Raw genomic sequence first — 16031 nt, 5'->3', positions numbered from 1 at the left:
TTTTAACTATGACACAGGAGGAAGAAAATTGGGTAAGATTTCACCAATGATGGAGCAATACAACAGTATCAAAACGAAACACAAGGATCATATTCTGTTCTTTCGCCTGGGTGATTTTTATGAGATGTTCTATGACGACGCTTTGCTTGCATCGAAAGAACTGGAGCTGACGCTTACAGGCCGCGACTGCGGGCAGGAGGAACGTGCGCCTATGTGCGGCGTTCCTTACCACAGCGCCGAAGCTTATATTGCAAGGCTTATAAAAAAAGGATATAAGGTTGCTATTTGCGAGCAGACAGAAGATCCGTCATTGGCAAAAGGCTTGGTGCAACGAGAAGTTATCCGTGTTATTACACCCGGTACAATTGTTGAAACCAGTATGCTAGATGAAGGCACCAACAATTTTATTGCAAGCATATTTTGCGATACCAAAGGTTTCGGTGTATGTTTTACCGATATTTCAACCGGTGAAATCAATACCACCGAATACATAGGGCGAGATGCCCAGCAAAAACTCATAAATGAATTAGGAAGGTTTTTGCCCAGTGAAATTATTTTTAATCAAAGTTTTCTCGACTATAAGCAAGTAACATCCTTTATCAAGAATAAACTTGGGTGTTCTGCAAATCTTACCGATGATGATGAACAGATTATCGCATCGGCACGTAAAATTATTACAACACATTTTAACGTTCAGCAACTTTCTGAGTTATCACTCGAAGATAAACCATACTGTGTAAATGCAGTAGCAATTTTGTTGCGCTATCTCAGCGATACGCAGAAGATTGGCTTAGAACGTTTGCTTTCCATTGATTATTACAATGATAAGCAATATATGAATTTGGATATTATAGCCCGCAGGAACCTAGAGCTCACTGAAACTATGCGTTCAGGTGAGAAAAAGGGCTCGCTTTTGTGGGTTTTGGATAAAACAAAAACGGCTATGGGTAAGCGCTTGCTGCGAACTTATATTGAACAGCCGCTTATCAACCCGGCAGCCATTGATAAACGGCTAAATGCGGTAGATGAATTGTACCAAAACAGTATTCAGCGAAGTGAAATTATCGCTATCCTCACAGGTATCTTTGACTTAGAACGCCTTATGACTAAAGTAGTATTCGGTAATTGTACTCCGCGCGATTTAAAAGCATTGGAATGTACTGCATCTAAGTTACCGGGTTTAAAAGAATCGGTAATAGATTTCAAATCTGCTTACCTCAAACAAATATATGAAGGCATTGATGTTTTAGCAGATATATATGAATTGATACACCGCGCAATAAAAGATGAGCCGCCTGTCACAATAAAAGACGGCGGAGTAATTGAAAAAGGCTATAATGAAGAGCTTGACAATCTGCACGATATTGTATTCAATACCAAAGAATATCTTGCTAAGATTGAAGCCGAGGAGCGCGAAAAGACAGGAATTTCAAAACTTAAAATAGGTTATAACCGCGTTTTTGGCTACTACATAGAAGTTACCCGCTCCAACTCCGAAAATGTACCCGACCGTTATATCAGAAAGCAAACGCTTGCCAACTGTGAGAGATTCATCACAGAAGAGTTAAAGGTTCTTGAGGAAAAAATCCTCGGAGCTAACGAAAAAATTGTTCGGTTGGAGCAACGGCTTTTTGAGGAGGTGCGCACTTATGTTGCATCTCAGTTACAGCGAGCTCAATCAACTGCAAATGCTATTGCTCGGCTGGACGTGTATTCGTCGTTTGCAGAGGTATCCTCTCTGCGCGGTTACAATCGCCCCGATATTACTATTTCAGATGAGCTTATCATAAAAGACGGTAGGCATCCTGTAGTAGAAGCATTGCTTACAGGTGTACCATTTGTTGCAAACGATTGTTATCTTAACGGTACCGACAATCAAATTAATATTATTACCGGGCCCAATATGGCAGGTAAATCTACTTATATGCGCCAGGTTGCACTAATTGTGCTGATGGCTCAAATAGGTTGTTTTGTACCTGCATCATCTGCAAAAATAGGTATTGTAGATGGAATTTTTACACGTGTCGGTGCATCGGATGATCTCGCTTCAGGTCAATCTACATTTATGGTAGAGATGAATGAGGTTGCACAGATTCTTAAAGGTGCTACCAACAAAAGTCTGCTTATTCTTGATGAAATAGGCAGGGGAACATCGACTTTCGACGGAATGAGTATTGCACGCGCTGTAATTGAGTTTATTGCTGATAAGAAAAAGCTGGGTGCAAAAACACTTTTTGCAACGCATTATCACGAACTTACTGCACTGGAAGATGCACTTGATTCAGTGAAGAATTACAATATTGCTGTAAAAAAACGCGGCGATGATATTACATTTTTGCGTCGAATTGTTCCTGGAGGCGCAGATGACAGTTATGGTATCGAAGTATCCAAGCTTGCCGGAATACCAGATGTCATCATTGCAAGAGCACATGAAATTTTAACCGCTCTTGAAAACGGTACTTGCGTACAACCAACTATTAAAGCGCAAAGGCAAAATCAAGAGCAATACGAAAATGCTCAAACATCGCTTCTCTCGTTGGCTGAAAGCCCTGTTATTGAAAAGCTTAAAACAATTGATGTAAACACTTTAACACCAATTGAGGCTCTGAATGCACTTTATGAATTAAAAAATATGTTATCATAATAACAAGGAGGTGCGGGACATTGGGAATTATCAATCAGCTGGATCGGCATGTAGCAGAGTTGATTGCAGCAGGTGAGGTTGTAGAGCGTCCTGCATCAATTGTAAAAGAGGTTGTGGAAAATGCAATTGATGCAGGCGCCACAGCTATAACTGTTGAAATTAAAAATGGCGGAATGACTTTTATTCGTGTTACCGATAACGGCAGCGGAATCTGCCGTGATGATGTTAAGATTGCCTTTTTAAGCCATGCAACCAGTAAAATCCGTACAGAAGAAGACCTTGATGGTATTATGACAATGGGTTTTCGCGGAGAGGCACTTGCATCAATTGCTGCTGTTTCCAAAGTAGAGCTTCTTACACGATGCGAAGAAGAACTGGAAGGTACACGATTTGTTATTGAAGGCTCTGCTGAGCAAGAAATCAGTCCTGCAGGCTGTCCTAAAGGCACAACGATTATTGTTCGTGATTTGTTCTACAATACCCCTGCAAGGCTTAAATTTATCAAAAAAGATACTTCAGAAGCAAATGCGGTTGCGGGAGTGCTAGATAAAATTGCCGTATCGTATCCGGAAGTCTCTTTTAAATTTATTAGAGATGGTGTGCTCAAATTAAACACTCCCGGAGATTGTGATTTATTATCTGCAGTTTATGCGGTATATGGAAAAAATTTTGCAAAAGGTCTTACAAAACTGCAATATAACAGCGGCTTAATTTCCATCCATGGTTTAATTACCAAACCGGAATACAGCAGGGCAAATCGATCCATGCAAAACTTCTTTATCAATAAACGTTTTGTCAAAAGCCGTACCTGCGCAGCTGCCCTTGAAGAAGCCTATAAAGGCGCAATTATGATTGGCAAATTTCCTGCCTGTATTTTAAATCTTACGATAGAACCACACACTGTAGATGTTAATGTACATCCAGCTAAAATAGAAGTTCGATTCGAAAATGAAAAAACAATTTTCGATTTGGTCTATTTCGGTGTTAAGAATGCGCTATCTACGTTAAAAGCACCTGAAATGGCAGCTTTACATAAGTCTGCACCGATAAACCGCATTCCGCAAAATGAATTTGTACAGCAAAGGATGTCTGCTCAACAATATCAAGAAATGGCCACTGCCCAGACAGAAAAAAGTTCGCAAAACAACGCAAATCGTGCTGTTTCGCGCTCTGGTTTTGTTAAAATGGATCAAGGGTTAGGTAAACAGATGGTTATGCAAGACAGCAACAATTTATTTTCCGGTTATCAAACAAAATTCAACCCATCCGAATTGGATATGGATTTAGCAAATAGAAAGCCATTACACATCCTACAGAGTATGCCAACAAAACCCCCTTTAACTCAACAATCGGATGTTGTTTCGAAAACCAATCCTTATTCTTCCACACAAAAAGATGAGAACAGCCAGTACGAAAACGCAAGAATGGTAGGCGAAGTTTTTTCCACCTATATTTTGTTAGAAAATCAGGACAAGCTGTTAGTAATTGATAAACATGCGGCACATGAAAGAATTTTGTTTAATAAAATTAAAACTCAGCAGATAGCCCAATTCAGTCAAACTTTGCTTTGCCCCCAAACAGTTACATTATCGCGTGACGAATATGCAGTAGCAATAGAACATTTTAGTGTTTTGGCACAATGTGGCTTTGAAGCAGAAGATTTCGGGGGCAGTTCGCTATTGGTGCGTAGCGCCCCTATGTGGCTGAAAGACAGTGATGTATCGGTTGTAATTAGCGAGTTATGTTCAAACTTAAAAAATCACAAACACGATATTACTCCCGAAGTTTTAGATAGTCTTTATCATTCGGTAGCTTGTCGTACAGCTGTAAAAGGAGGAAACAAAAATGCAGAATTGGAGCTTTCTGCCATTGTTCAGATATTAAAGGAAGATGCTTCGATTCAGCATTGCCCGCACGGTAGACCAGTATGTGTCACCATGTCCAAATACGAGCTGGAAAAGCAATTTGGCAGGGCATAACGGAGGAATACATGCTTAAAAAAATACCGCTTGTTTGCGTAGTAGGGCCGACTGCCTCAGGCAAAACCAAACTTTCTATTGAAATTGCCAAACTCTATAACGGCGAGGTTGTTTCGGCAGATTCTATGCAGATTTATAAATATATGTCCATCGGTACGGCAAAGCCCACTATTGAAGAGATGGACGGAATACCGCATCATTGCATTGATTTAATTACACCTGATAAAACCTTTAGTGTAGCAGAATATGTAGAATATGCCAGAACGTCGATTGCAGATATCGCTGAAAGAGGGAAGTTACCTATTTTGGCAGGTGGTACAGGGCTTTATGTGAACAGTTTAGTCGATAATATAACATTTACACCTACACCCAGCAGCACAGAATTACGTTCAGAATTAAAAAAACTTGGCGATATACATGGTAATGAGTATCTTTGGCACATGCTTAATAAAATTGACCCCGAGCTTGCACAGAATTTACATCCTAATAATCAAGGCAGGGTTATACGTGGTATAGAGATATACCGCCTTACCGGTGTGACCATGACTGAACATCAAAGGTTATCGCGCTTGCACAAATCGCCCTATAATCTTTGTATGTTGGGGCTTAACTATAGCAATCGTCAAACCTTGTACGATCGTATCGATTTGAGGGTTGATTTAATGGTGAAACAAGGTCTTTTAGATGAGGTTCATGCATTAATCGACAAAGGTTATTCAAAAACTTCGGTACAGGCAATTGGCTACAAAGAGTTTTTTGATTATTTGGAAGGAAAAACATCTCTTAACGAAGCAGTGGAACGCGTTAAACAAGAAACTCGTCGATATGCAAAACGGCAGCTAACTTGGTTTCGAAGAGATCGTCGAATTCATTGGTTAAATATAGATGAGTTTACTGATTTTAATCAGCTGATGATGGAAGTATCTCAACTGATTGACAAGAGAAAAGGAGTGAATTGATCATGATAAAAAACGGAAATTTGCAGGATATCTTTTTGAATCAGGCTCGAAAACAAAAAACACCGCTCACAGTTTATCTTACCAATGGGTTTCAACTCAAAGGTGTTGTAAAAGGGTTTGATAGCTTTACAGTGATTTTGGATTGTGAGGACAAACAAAATCTTGTTTACAAGCATGCAATTTCAACCATCAATCCGGCACGAGCAATTGATATGACCAACTCGAGCGAGGAAGCTGAAGACTAACCCTTCTTAGACTGATGGAGTAGGAGAGAACCTATGGAAACCCTATCAAGTAAAATTTTAACCGCTTTACTTTCACTATTTTTACTGCTATATGTGGGTTATCAAGGGTATCGTTACTATTATTCACCTATTAAAACAGAAACCGTACTCAGCTACACTGTACAAGATACTAAGCGAATAAAAGGTTTGATAGTGCGCGATGAAACTGTAATTGATGATTCTACCGCCGGAGTAGTTGCGTATTATAATGATGACGGTGTTAAAGTAACCTTTGGTACTCCTATTGCAGAAGTTTATGCAAGCAAAGAAGATGTCATCAATAAACGCTTAATTAAAGACTTTGAGGATGAACTTAAAAAACTTCAAGGCATCCAAAATCCGGGTAATAACTATTATCTCAATTCAGATGCTATATCAAAACAAATTAACGAAAACCTTTATGCGATAATCGAAAGTAATGAATCGCATAAGGTAGTAGATATTACTTACAAAAAATCTGAATTATTGACGAACCTAAATAAAAAGCAACTTGCAACAGGGGTTGTTAAGGATTTTTCCAATAAAGAAGATGAACTCAAAAGCGAAATAGCGAATCTTGAAAAAGCAGTTTCAGGTACATCAGAAATTATCACTGCCGATCAAGTTGGTTATTTTTCCAGTTATGTTGATGGGATGGAGCAAGAGTTAACTGTAGAAAAACTTGATAATATCACAGTGGAACAGATACAAGGTTACATCGACCATAAATTTGAACAGGATAATACCAAAGTTGGAAAAATTATTAGCCAAAAACCATGGTGTTTTGTTGCACTTATCCCAAAGGATGAAGCCATTAATATGCGCGAAGGCGTTAATCTGAATATTGACTTTGGTATAACTTCTTTTACCGATGTACCGGCAACCATTCTATCTGTACGAGAACAAAAAGACGACAACAAAGTTATTGTTACGATGTCCTGCGATTTTATGAGTCCGCAGCTTACCAGAATGCGCAATCCTTCAGCAGAACTGAACTTTCAGGTTTATACTGGTTTAAAAATACCGGATCAGGCTGTACGTTTTTTAAATAATCAACGCGGAGTTTATGTAAATACAGGCAGTGAAATCCAGTTTAAGACGATAGATGTCATATACGAAGGTACAGGCTACGTGCTAAGCAATATAGATATATTAAAAAAAGAACAAGTTCAGTTGTTTGATGATATTGTAGTGGAAGGGACTGATCTAACGGATGGAAAACCTATCAATTGACGATAGTGCTTTAAAAAAAAACATCGAAATCGTTCAGGAAAATGTACGCAAAGCTGCTCAATCCGTAGGGCGGAACTTTGAAGATATCACAATACTGGCAGCTACAAAAATGCAGAATGTTGATGTTATCAATCGTGCAGTTTCTTATGGTATTGCATATATCGGTGAAAACCGTGTACAAGAACTAATGGCAAAATACGATGGATATAACAAAGAACATATATCTATACAATATATTGGGCATTTACAGGTTAACAAAGTGAAATATATTGTAGATAAAGTGGATATGATTCAGTCGGTAGACAGTATGAAGCTTGCGGCACAGATAGATAAATATTGTGCAAAGCTTGGTAAAATCATGGATGTTTTAATCGAAGTGAATATAGGCAAAGAAGAAAACAAACATGGCGTTTTTTTGGAAGATTTAGTTCAATTCTTAACGGATATTACATATTTTAAGCATGTTCGTGTGAGAGGGTTGATGACGATACCCCCTATCTGTGATAATATTGAACAAACTAGGCAATATTTTAGCAGTTTATACAAAGAGTTTCTTGACATTAGAGCAAAAAAAATAGATAATATTTATATGGATTTTCTTTCTATGGGTATGTCTGGTGACTATATGTGCGCTGTAGAATGCGGGGCAAATATAATACGGATCGGAACCGCCTTATTCGGTTCTAGAAAAAAACAGGAGGAATAAATCTATGGGACTTATGGATAAATTCAAAGACTTCATGGGCTTTCCAGAGGATGACTACGACTATGAAGAAGATGAGTATGATGTAGCCTCTAATGGCGAAGCATATCAATCCGCACCTCAATCCGCATCGGCTGCCCCTGCCTATACCGCTGATATACCAAGACGAAGCAATAAAGTGGTTAATATTCATGCAACAACGCAGCTGCAAGTAGTTTTAGTTAAGCCGGAGCGTTTTGAAGATGCAAGTTCTGTTGCAGACCACCTTAACGAAAAACGTACAGTTGTGCTTAATCTCGAATCTACCAACAAAGACATCTCGCGCCGATTGATAGACTTTTTAAGTGGGGTTGCCTATGCAAATAACGGGCAAATAAAACGTGTAGCCAATAGTACATACATTATTACTCCGTACAATGTGGACATAATGGGTGATTTGTTGGATGAACTCGAAAACAATGGAGTCTACTTCTGATTATGAATTTATCGAACCTCTCGCAACAAGAAAAATATTTTTTAGCAAAGGTGTCTGACGCTTTTCAAGCGGCGGACACCAAAAGCTATGTCAGGATGATAGGTTTTCTTGACGAAAGACAGCAAATAATGGCGAACACCATTGCTCTGCAGCAGCACAGAAATAATTTTATTCTATTTGGCGGATATAATAATGCAAATCGAAAGATATTGGGTATATTCCCCAATTACATCGATTTAACCCAAGAACCGAACAGTTTATTTGACAATATAGACTCAATTACCTTTCGTTACCGTTCCGAAGACGTCCTTTCGCACCGTGATTTTTTAGGCGCTTTAATGAACCTTAACATCACTCGCGAGTCGATAGGAGATATCTTGGTCGGTAAAGGGATTACTGTGTTGTTCGTGATGCATACCGTAACGCAGATTATTCTGGATGAGCTTTTCAAAGTGGGTAGGGTAGGTGTACAGCTTGAAGTTGGTATGCCTGATGTTTTACCACTTGAAGAGCATTTCTTTGAAATAAAAGATACGGTCAGCAGCCTAAGGTTGGATTGTATTGTATCTACATTAACAAAATTAAGCAGAGAAAAATCAACAAATTTGATTGAACAGGGATTAGTTACCCAAAACTATGAGTGTATACAAAATAATTCCCATCCTGTTTGTGAAGGAGATATAATTTCTATTCGCGGTTACGGTAAGTTTATTGTAGCTCAATCAGGAGCAGTTACGAAAAAAGGACGCATTCATGTGCTTTGTAAAAAATATTTATAAGGGGGATTGGCATGTTAACTTCAAATGATATAGTAAACAAAAAATTTGACCGTTCTGCCATTGGCGGATATCGTAATGATGATGTTGACAAATTTTTAAATGAAGTTGCTCACAGTTTTGATGAGTTAGAAGAGCAAAACAAGGATTTAGCTAAAAAGCTGGAGGTTTTGGCTGAAAAGCTGGAAGAATATCGCAGCGACGAGGAGAGTTTACGCTCAGCACTTTTGGGTGCACAAAAACTGGGTGACAGTGTAATTCGTGAATCAAAAAATAAAGCAGAAATTATTATGCGTGATGCCACTATTAAGGCAGAACGCTTGATAAATACGGCTCGTGACCAAGTTGAAAAAGAAAAGATGGTATTTATTAAAATGCAAAAAGATGTAGCTGCATTTAAGAACAAACTACTTGCCATCTATAAACAGCATCTTGAAATCATCAGCAGTTTGCCTGATGATCCAAATAAATCACCTGCAAAAGAGCATTCACAGGAGCCGAAAAATGACACTTCAAAACAAGAAGCATCTGCTGAAGAATCTGCGCCGCAGAACACAGAAAATTCTGTTTCGCAGCCTCCATCAGCCGTTTCTGAAGAGGCAAACCATGCCCCTGATGAGTCTGTATCATATGAAACTGTACAGCCTTCTCACCGTCCGAATGGACAAAAGTTTTCTGTTGTCAAAAAGCAACCAGTGCCCCGTTACGAACAGGAAGATTATGAGGAGCCTGCTCCCAAACCTAAAAAATTCATTCCTGTACCGCATCGAGAGGACCTTGAAGAAGATAATAAAAGGTCACCGTATGCTGAAGAATATTATGAAGATTTCGATGACGAAGAAGATAAAGTTGACAATATGGAATCTAAGAAGAAATCCAAATTCGGCACTTTAAAATTTGGTGCTGGCTACGATTTAAACCGCGAATAATGCTATTTTAGATAGTTAATCAATAAGGAGCGAGTAGTTAAATGTCTCAGGATTATAATCAAACCTTGAATCTTCCAAAAACTGATTTTTCAATGAGGGCAGCATTGCCCCAACGTGAGCCTGATTGGCTTAAAACTTGGGAAGAAGATCGCCGTTACTACAAAATGATCGAGAAAAATGCTGATAAACCTTTGTATGTATTGCATGATGGCCCTCCGTACGCAAATGGTGATATTCACCTTGGTACAGCGTTAAACAAGGTTCTTAAAGATATTATTATCAGAAGTAAAAATATGACCGGATACAAGGCACCGTATATTCCGGGATGGGATACACATGGTTTGCCTATTGAACTAAAAGCAAGAAAAAAAATCGGTGGTGACCAAACAAAGCTCTCACCAATCGAACTTCGTAAGCACTGCCGTGAATTTGCACTCGGCTACGTCGACCAGCAAGCAGAGTCTTTTAAACGTTTAGGATCTATCGGTGATTATGATCATCCTTATCTTTCGCTTCAGCCGGAATTAGAGGCAAAGCAGATTGAAATTTTTGGCGAGATGGCAAAGAAAGGGTATATTTATAAAGGCTTAAAGCCGGTCTACTGGTGTCCTACATGTAATACCGCACTTGCAGAAGCAGAAATCGAGTACGAGGAAGACCCTTGCCATTCAATTTATGTAAAATTTAATGTTGTTGATGATAAAGGAAAGTTCTCTGCTATGGGAATTGATCCGTCCAACGTGTATTTTGTAATTTGGACTACAACAACCTGGACATTACCCGGGAACCTTGCAATTTGCCTCGGTGGAACATATGAATATAGCGTAGTTAAAGTAAATGATGAATATTATGTTATGGCAACCGAATTGCTTGCCTCTGCAATGGCTGCAGCAAAAATTGAAAGCTACGAAACAGTAGGAACTATACCGGGCAGCGACCTTGAGCATATTACCTACAAACATCCTTTTCTTGATCGTATTTCGCCTATCATACTGGGCGACCATGTTACATTAGAAAGCGGTACAGGCTGTGTTCATACCGCTCCGGGCCACGGCGTTGAAGATTTTGAGGTATGTGTCAATCATTACCCCGATATTCCAATTATTGTTCCGGTTGACAGTAAAGGCGTTCTCACCGAAGAAGCAGGGCAGTTTGCAGGGTTATCTACTCAAGATGCAAATAAAGCAATTGCTCAGTATCTGGATAAAACCGGTTCTTTGTTTGCACTGCAAAAAATTATTCATCAGTACCCGCATTGCTGGCGTTGCCATAGTCCAATCTTGTTCCGTGCAACAGAGCAATGGTTCTGCTCTGTTGAAGATTTTAAAGAGCAAACAATTAAGGCCATTGAGGGCGTTGAGTGGATTCCTGATTGGGGAGAGGGCAGAATTATTAACATGGTTCGCGACAGAAGCGACTGGTGCATTTCGCGTCAGCGTGTATGGGGTGTGCCAATTCCGATTTTCTATTGTGACGATTGCGGAAAATATATCGTAAACGATGAAAGCATCAAAGCTGTTTCAGAATTATTCGGCAAAGAGGGTTCCGATGCATGGTATCTAAAATCTGCTGAAGAAATTTTGCCGGATGGTTTTACCTGCCCGCACTGTGGAGGAAAACATTTTACAAAAGAAAAAGATATTATGGATGTGTGGTATGATTCTGGTATTACTCACGCTTCTGTTTTAACTGAACGCGGCGATCTCACGCATTGGCCTGCTGATCTATATCTCGAAGGGGCAGACCAATATCGCGGATGGTTCCAATCCTCGTTATTAACAGCTGTAGCATGGAGGGGAGCAGCACCATATAAAGCAGTTTGTACCCATGGTTGGGTTGTAGACGGCGAAGGCAAGAAACAATCAAAATCTCTTGGCAACGGTATCTTGCCTGAAGAAATCATCAAAGAATATGGCGCAGATATCCTGCGTTTGTGGGTTGCTTCTTCTGACTATCATGCAGACGTCAGAATTTCCAAAGAAATATTAAAGCAATTGTCAGAACAATATCGTAAAATCCGTAACACCGCAAGATATATTCTTGGCAACGTATATGATTTTGACCCCGATACAGATTCTATTGCATTTGCTGATATGGTTGAATTGGATAAATGGGCAATTGTAAAGCTGAATGAACTTACCGAAAAAGTAAAAGAGGCTTACAATAAATTTGATTTCCATGTTGCGTTCCATGCAGTGCATAATTTTTGTACAATTGATATGTCAAACTTCTATCTTGATGTAATCAAGGATAGATTGTATTGTGAAGCTGCAACAGACACCAAAAGACGTTCTGCCCAAACAGCTATCTATACTGTACTCAGTGGCCTTACTCGTTTAGTATCGCCGATTATACCTTTTACTGCCGAAGAAATTTGGGCCTCCACGAAACATGGTAAGGATGAAGACGGAGCATCAATTATTTTCAATCAAATGCCCAATCATTATGATGTTGATGTAACGGAAGCATTTATGGAAAAATGGAATAGGATTCACATTATTCGCGATGATGTAAACAAAGCTTTGGAACAGAAAAGAAATGCGAAGCAAATTGGAAAATCGCTTGAGGCCAAGGTCATTTTGCACTCCGATGCTGAAATGTATGAATTTTTAACATCTGTTAAAGAAGAACTTGCTACCGCTTTTATCGTTTCTGAAGTTGAGTTGGTTCAAGATGAAAAAGGCGAATATGCTAGCGAAATTGAAGGGCTAAAAATCTCTGTTGTTCCTGCAGAAGGTGAGAAGTGCGAGCGTTGCTGGATTTACAGTGATACAGTAGGTAAATGTTCCGATCATCCGACACTCTGCGCACGCTGCGCTTCTGTGCTCAAATAAGTTTTTTATTTGCGGTGGGTCAAAAATATGACACACCGCAAATTTTGCTCTCGAGCTGTTTGGTTTATCTTTTCTGAAACGACTTAAACTCCCAGAAGCAATTGGAGGAAAAATCATGGTTATTATCGCTTTGATCACCGCATTGGTCCTAATTGGTGTGGATCAGGCAATCAAACAATGGGCATTGGATACGCTTGCGCAAGTAGATACAATTCCATTAATACAAGACGTACTGCATCTAACTTATGTAGAAAATTATGGTGCAGCTTTTAGTATTTTGCAAAACAAAAAATGGTTTTTGATTGGCGTTACTTCGCTAATTGCAATTGGAGCAATTGTACTTTTGCTTTCGAAAAAGCTTAAAAGCAATTTGGCAATTTGGTCGGTTGCACTGATTATTGCAGGCGGTGTTGGTAATTTAATCGATCGTATTGGGCGCGGTTTTGTTGTTGACTACGTTGACTTTAGACTAATAAACTTTGCGGTTTTTAACTTTGCCGATTGCTGTGTTGTAGTTGGTACCATTTTATTAGCTATTTATATTTTATACTTTGAAGGCAAGGACAAACATTTGGCAAAAGAAAAAAATATATAGAAAAACGGGGAAAGTCATGCCAAATAAGCTTGAATTTAGTATATTGCCAGATCACAATTCTGTTAGAATTGATAAATGGCTCGCAGAAAATGTACCTGATATTACGCGCACTACAGCCCAACGCCTGTGTGATGAAAATCTGGTATTAGTATGCGGCAAAGTAGTTAACAAAAATTATAAGCTGCGTACAGGTGATGTGTTGGATGTAACTATTCCCGATCCGCATGAACTTAATGTTGTTCCGCAAGATATTCCGTTGGAAGTTGTTTATGAAGACCGTGATCTTTTGGTTGTAAACAAATCAAAGGGGATGGTGGTTCACCCTGCAGCAGGGAATTATGATGGAACGATGGTAAATGCACTATTGTATCGCTGTAAAGGGCAACTTTCCGGCATTAATGGGGTTATCCGACCGGGGATTGTACATCGCATCGATAAAAATACAAGTGGATTGTTGATTGTTGCAAAAAATGATAAATCTCATACGGCTTTGGCAGCACAAATAAATGCACATACCTTTACACGAGTTTATGAAGCAATGGTTTACGGAAATGTAAAACAAGACAAAGGCACTGTCGATGCACCTATTGGGAGACATCCGACTTTTCGTAAAAAAATGTGTGTGATAGAAAAAAACTCACGTAGTGCAATAACACATTATGAAGTAATAGCTCGGTACAACGGTTTTACACATATACGTTGTCGCCTTGAAACAGGCAGAACCCATCAGATTCGTGTTCATATGGCATATATTGGGCACCCCGTAGCCGGAGATGATGTTTATGGCCCTAAAAAGGTAATTAAAAGTTTAGAGGGTCAATGCCTTCATGCGAAAGTAATAGGGTTTATTCATCCAACAACCGGAGAATACATGGAGTTTGAATCAGAGCTTCCTCTGTATTTTAAAAGTTTTCTTAATACTTTAAAACAGTGAGGTGATAGAAATATTAAAACCATTTAGCCATATCTTATTAGTCTCTGATGTTGACGGAACAATTGCCCCCAAATTTGATGAAATACCTCAGCGAAATATAGATGCGATCAAACGCTTCCAAAAACAAGGCGGACATTTTACTGTTGCAACGGGGCGGCATTTAAATTTGGTTCAGCATCTTGTTCAATTATTTAATATTAATGCTCCGCTAATTTTAGTAAATGGCTCTTGTATTTATGATTTAGAAAAACAGGAGTTTATATACAACAAATATTTGCCTTCAACTGCAGTCAGTTACATAAAGAACTTTATGAATCATCCCAAAATCGCCAATATTCGTATCATGGGTGAAGATGAAAAAATGTATTCTGTATATGCTCGAAAAGATGTTGATATAAAGAGCCCAGACTTTATAAAGTATCCCATCACTTTTACATCCGTTGATGAACTGGTCTCAATAAAATGGCGTAAAGCTCTCCTTATTACCGCTGAATCTGAGGCACCCGAAGTTCGTGCATACGCAGACGACATGAAATATCCCGATGTTGACTTTGTTGCCTCAAGTGGGTTATATTATGAGATGATCCCCAAAGGAGTTTCAAAGGGGAATGGCGTTAAACTAGTAGCCAAACAATTGGGGATAGACTTGAAAAATGTTGTTGCTATTGGAGATTATAATAATGATTTGGATATGCTGCGTGCAGTCGGGTTAGCGATTGCCCCTCAAAATGCCGTTGACGCGGTCAAAGCAGTTTCACATCTATTAGTGTGCAATGCTGCAGATGGTGTTTTGGGCGATGTTGTAGAATATCTAGAAAACAATATTGCGGGTAAATAATTTAATATATGGAGGACAGAAAATGAATGATTTGAAGAAACTAGAGCTGAAAATAGCCGCTTGTAAAATTAGAATGGGCGCTATTACCGGTGTATACCATGCAAAATCCGGTCATCCCGGTGGCTCTTTGTCTGCTGCAGACATCTATACTTATCTTTATTTCAATGAGATGAATATAGATCCCAAAAATCCGAAGATGGAAGATAGAGACCGTTTTGTATTGTCCAAAGGTCATTGTTGCCCGGGTTTATACGCTACATTAGCGCTAAAGGGCTATTTCTCTATGGATGAAATGAAAAGTCTGCGCCATATCGGTGCAATGCTGCAAGGTCATCCGGACATGAAGGGGACACCTGGAATTGATATGAGTTCAGGCTCTTTAGGGCAAGGTATTTCTGCTGCATGCGGTATGGCAAAAGCTGCAAAGATGGATGGAAAAAGCTACAGAGTTTATACTTTGCTTGGCGATGGCGAGTGCGAAGAAGGGCAGGTTTGGGAGGCTGCAATGTTTGCAGGTTTCAATAAACTTGATAACCTTTGTGTGGTTGTAGACAACAATGGTTTGCAAATTGATGGACCTATTGCGCAGGTTTGCAATCCTGAACCACTTGATGAAAAATTTGCAGCATTTGGGTTTGAAGTAATCAAAGTTAATGGTCATGACTTTGATGAACTGGATAATGCATTTGCAAAAGCAAGATCAACGAAAAGTAAACCTACAGCAATTATTGCTAAAACCGTAAAAGGCAAAGATGTCTCCTTTATGGAAAATCAAGTTGGATGGCATGGTTCAGCACCTAATGCAGAGCAATATGAAGTAGCAATGAATGAATTAAATAGTATACTTTCCGGATTGGAGGGCAAATAAG

The 16031-nt window shown here is 39.2% G+C and carries 14 protein-coding genes; all 14 read left to right on the top strand.

Features of this window, described 5'->3' with window-relative positions:
- Positions 1 to 28 precede the first annotated feature (28 nt).
- The 14 genes from mutS to EDD70_RS06775 all read left to right on the top strand — a co-directional run bounded on the left by mutS (position 29) and on the right by EDD70_RS06775 (position 16030).
- The gene (gene mutS, locus EDD70_RS06840) at positions 29 to 2644 is read left to right on the top strand and encodes a DNA mismatch repair protein MutS (RefSeq protein WP_092751675.1); all 2616 of its coding nucleotides are present in this window, start codon (positions 29 to 31) and stop codon (positions 2642 to 2644) included.
- A gap of 20 nt (positions 2645 to 2664) precedes the next feature.
- Positions 2665 to 4623 (top strand): DNA mismatch repair endonuclease MutL, encoded by a 1959-nt coding sequence (gene mutL / locus EDD70_RS06835; protein WP_092751677.1) that lies wholly within the window; start codon positions 2665 to 2667, stop codon positions 4621 to 4623.
- A gap of 11 nt (positions 4624 to 4634) precedes the next feature.
- Positions 4635 to 5582 (top strand): tRNA (adenosine(37)-N6)-dimethylallyltransferase MiaA, encoded by a 948-nt coding sequence (gene miaA / locus EDD70_RS06830; protein WP_092751679.1) that lies wholly within the window; start codon positions 4635 to 4637, stop codon positions 5580 to 5582.
- Positions 5583 to 5584: 2 nt separating this feature from the next.
- Complete coding sequence (hfq, locus tag EDD70_RS06825) at positions 5585 to 5827, top strand: RNA chaperone Hfq (RefSeq protein ID WP_092751681.1); 243 nt, start codon at positions 5585 to 5587, stop codon at positions 5825 to 5827.
- Between the two features lie 33 nt (positions 5828 to 5860).
- Complete coding sequence (locus EDD70_RS06820; protein WP_092751683.1) at positions 5861 to 7078, top strand: biotin/lipoyl attachment domain-containing protein; 1218 nt, start codon at positions 5861 to 5863, stop codon at positions 7076 to 7078.
- Entirely contained in the window at positions 7059 to 7784 is a 726-nt protein-coding gene (locus EDD70_RS06815; RefSeq protein ID WP_092751685.1) for a YggS family pyridoxal phosphate-dependent enzyme, read from the top strand. The genes EDD70_RS06820 and EDD70_RS06815 overlap by 20 nt, the downstream gene beginning before the upstream one ends.
- 4 nt (positions 7785 to 7788) lie before the next feature.
- Positions 7789 to 8256 carry a cell division protein SepF gene (locus tag EDD70_RS06810; RefSeq protein ID WP_092751688.1) on the top strand — a complete coding sequence of 156 codons (468 nt, stop codon included), beginning with the start codon at positions 7789 to 7791 and terminating at the stop codon, positions 8254 to 8256.
- A gap of 2 nt (positions 8257 to 8258) precedes the next feature.
- A complete protein-coding gene (locus tag EDD70_RS06805) occupies positions 8259 to 9035 on the top strand; it encodes a YlmH family RNA-binding protein (protein WP_092751690.1) in 777 nt (258 codons plus the stop codon).
- An 11-nt stretch (positions 9036 to 9046) separates the two neighbouring features.
- Positions 9047 to 9961 (top strand): DivIVA domain-containing protein, encoded by a 915-nt coding sequence (locus EDD70_RS06800; RefSeq protein WP_092751692.1) that lies wholly within the window; start codon positions 9047 to 9049, stop codon positions 9959 to 9961.
- 41 nt (positions 9962 to 10002) lie between these two features.
- Positions 10003 to 12795 (top strand): isoleucine--tRNA ligase, encoded by a 2793-nt coding sequence (ileS, locus tag EDD70_RS06795; protein WP_092751694.1) that lies wholly within the window; start codon positions 10003 to 10005, stop codon positions 12793 to 12795.
- 115 nt (positions 12796 to 12910) lie between these two features.
- Entirely contained in the window at positions 12911 to 13390 is a 480-nt protein-coding gene (gene lspA, locus EDD70_RS06790; protein WP_092751696.1) for a signal peptidase II, read from the top strand.
- A gap of 16 nt (positions 13391 to 13406) precedes the next feature.
- On the top strand, positions 13407 to 14324 hold the full coding sequence (locus tag EDD70_RS06785) for an RluA family pseudouridine synthase (protein ID WP_092751698.1): 918 nt from the start codon (positions 13407 to 13409) through the stop codon (positions 14322 to 14324).
- 1 nt (position 14325) lies between these two features.
- Complete coding sequence (locus EDD70_RS06780) at positions 14326 to 15162, top strand: Cof-type HAD-IIB family hydrolase (protein ID WP_092751700.1); 837 nt, start codon at positions 14326 to 14328, stop codon at positions 15160 to 15162.
- 22 nt (positions 15163 to 15184) lie between these two features.
- Entirely contained in the window at positions 15185 to 16030 is an 846-nt protein-coding gene (locus EDD70_RS06775) for a transketolase (protein ID WP_092751702.1), read from the top strand.
- Position 16031 lies beyond the last annotated feature (1 nt).

This window comes from Hydrogenoanaerobacterium saccharovorans, from assembly GCF_003814745.1.
GTDB lineage: Bacteria > Bacillota > Clostridia > Oscillospirales > Ruminococcaceae > Hydrogenoanaerobacterium > Hydrogenoanaerobacterium saccharovorans.
Note: the sequence above shows the minus strand (reverse complement) of the source record. Positions and strands in the feature narration are given on the sequence as shown.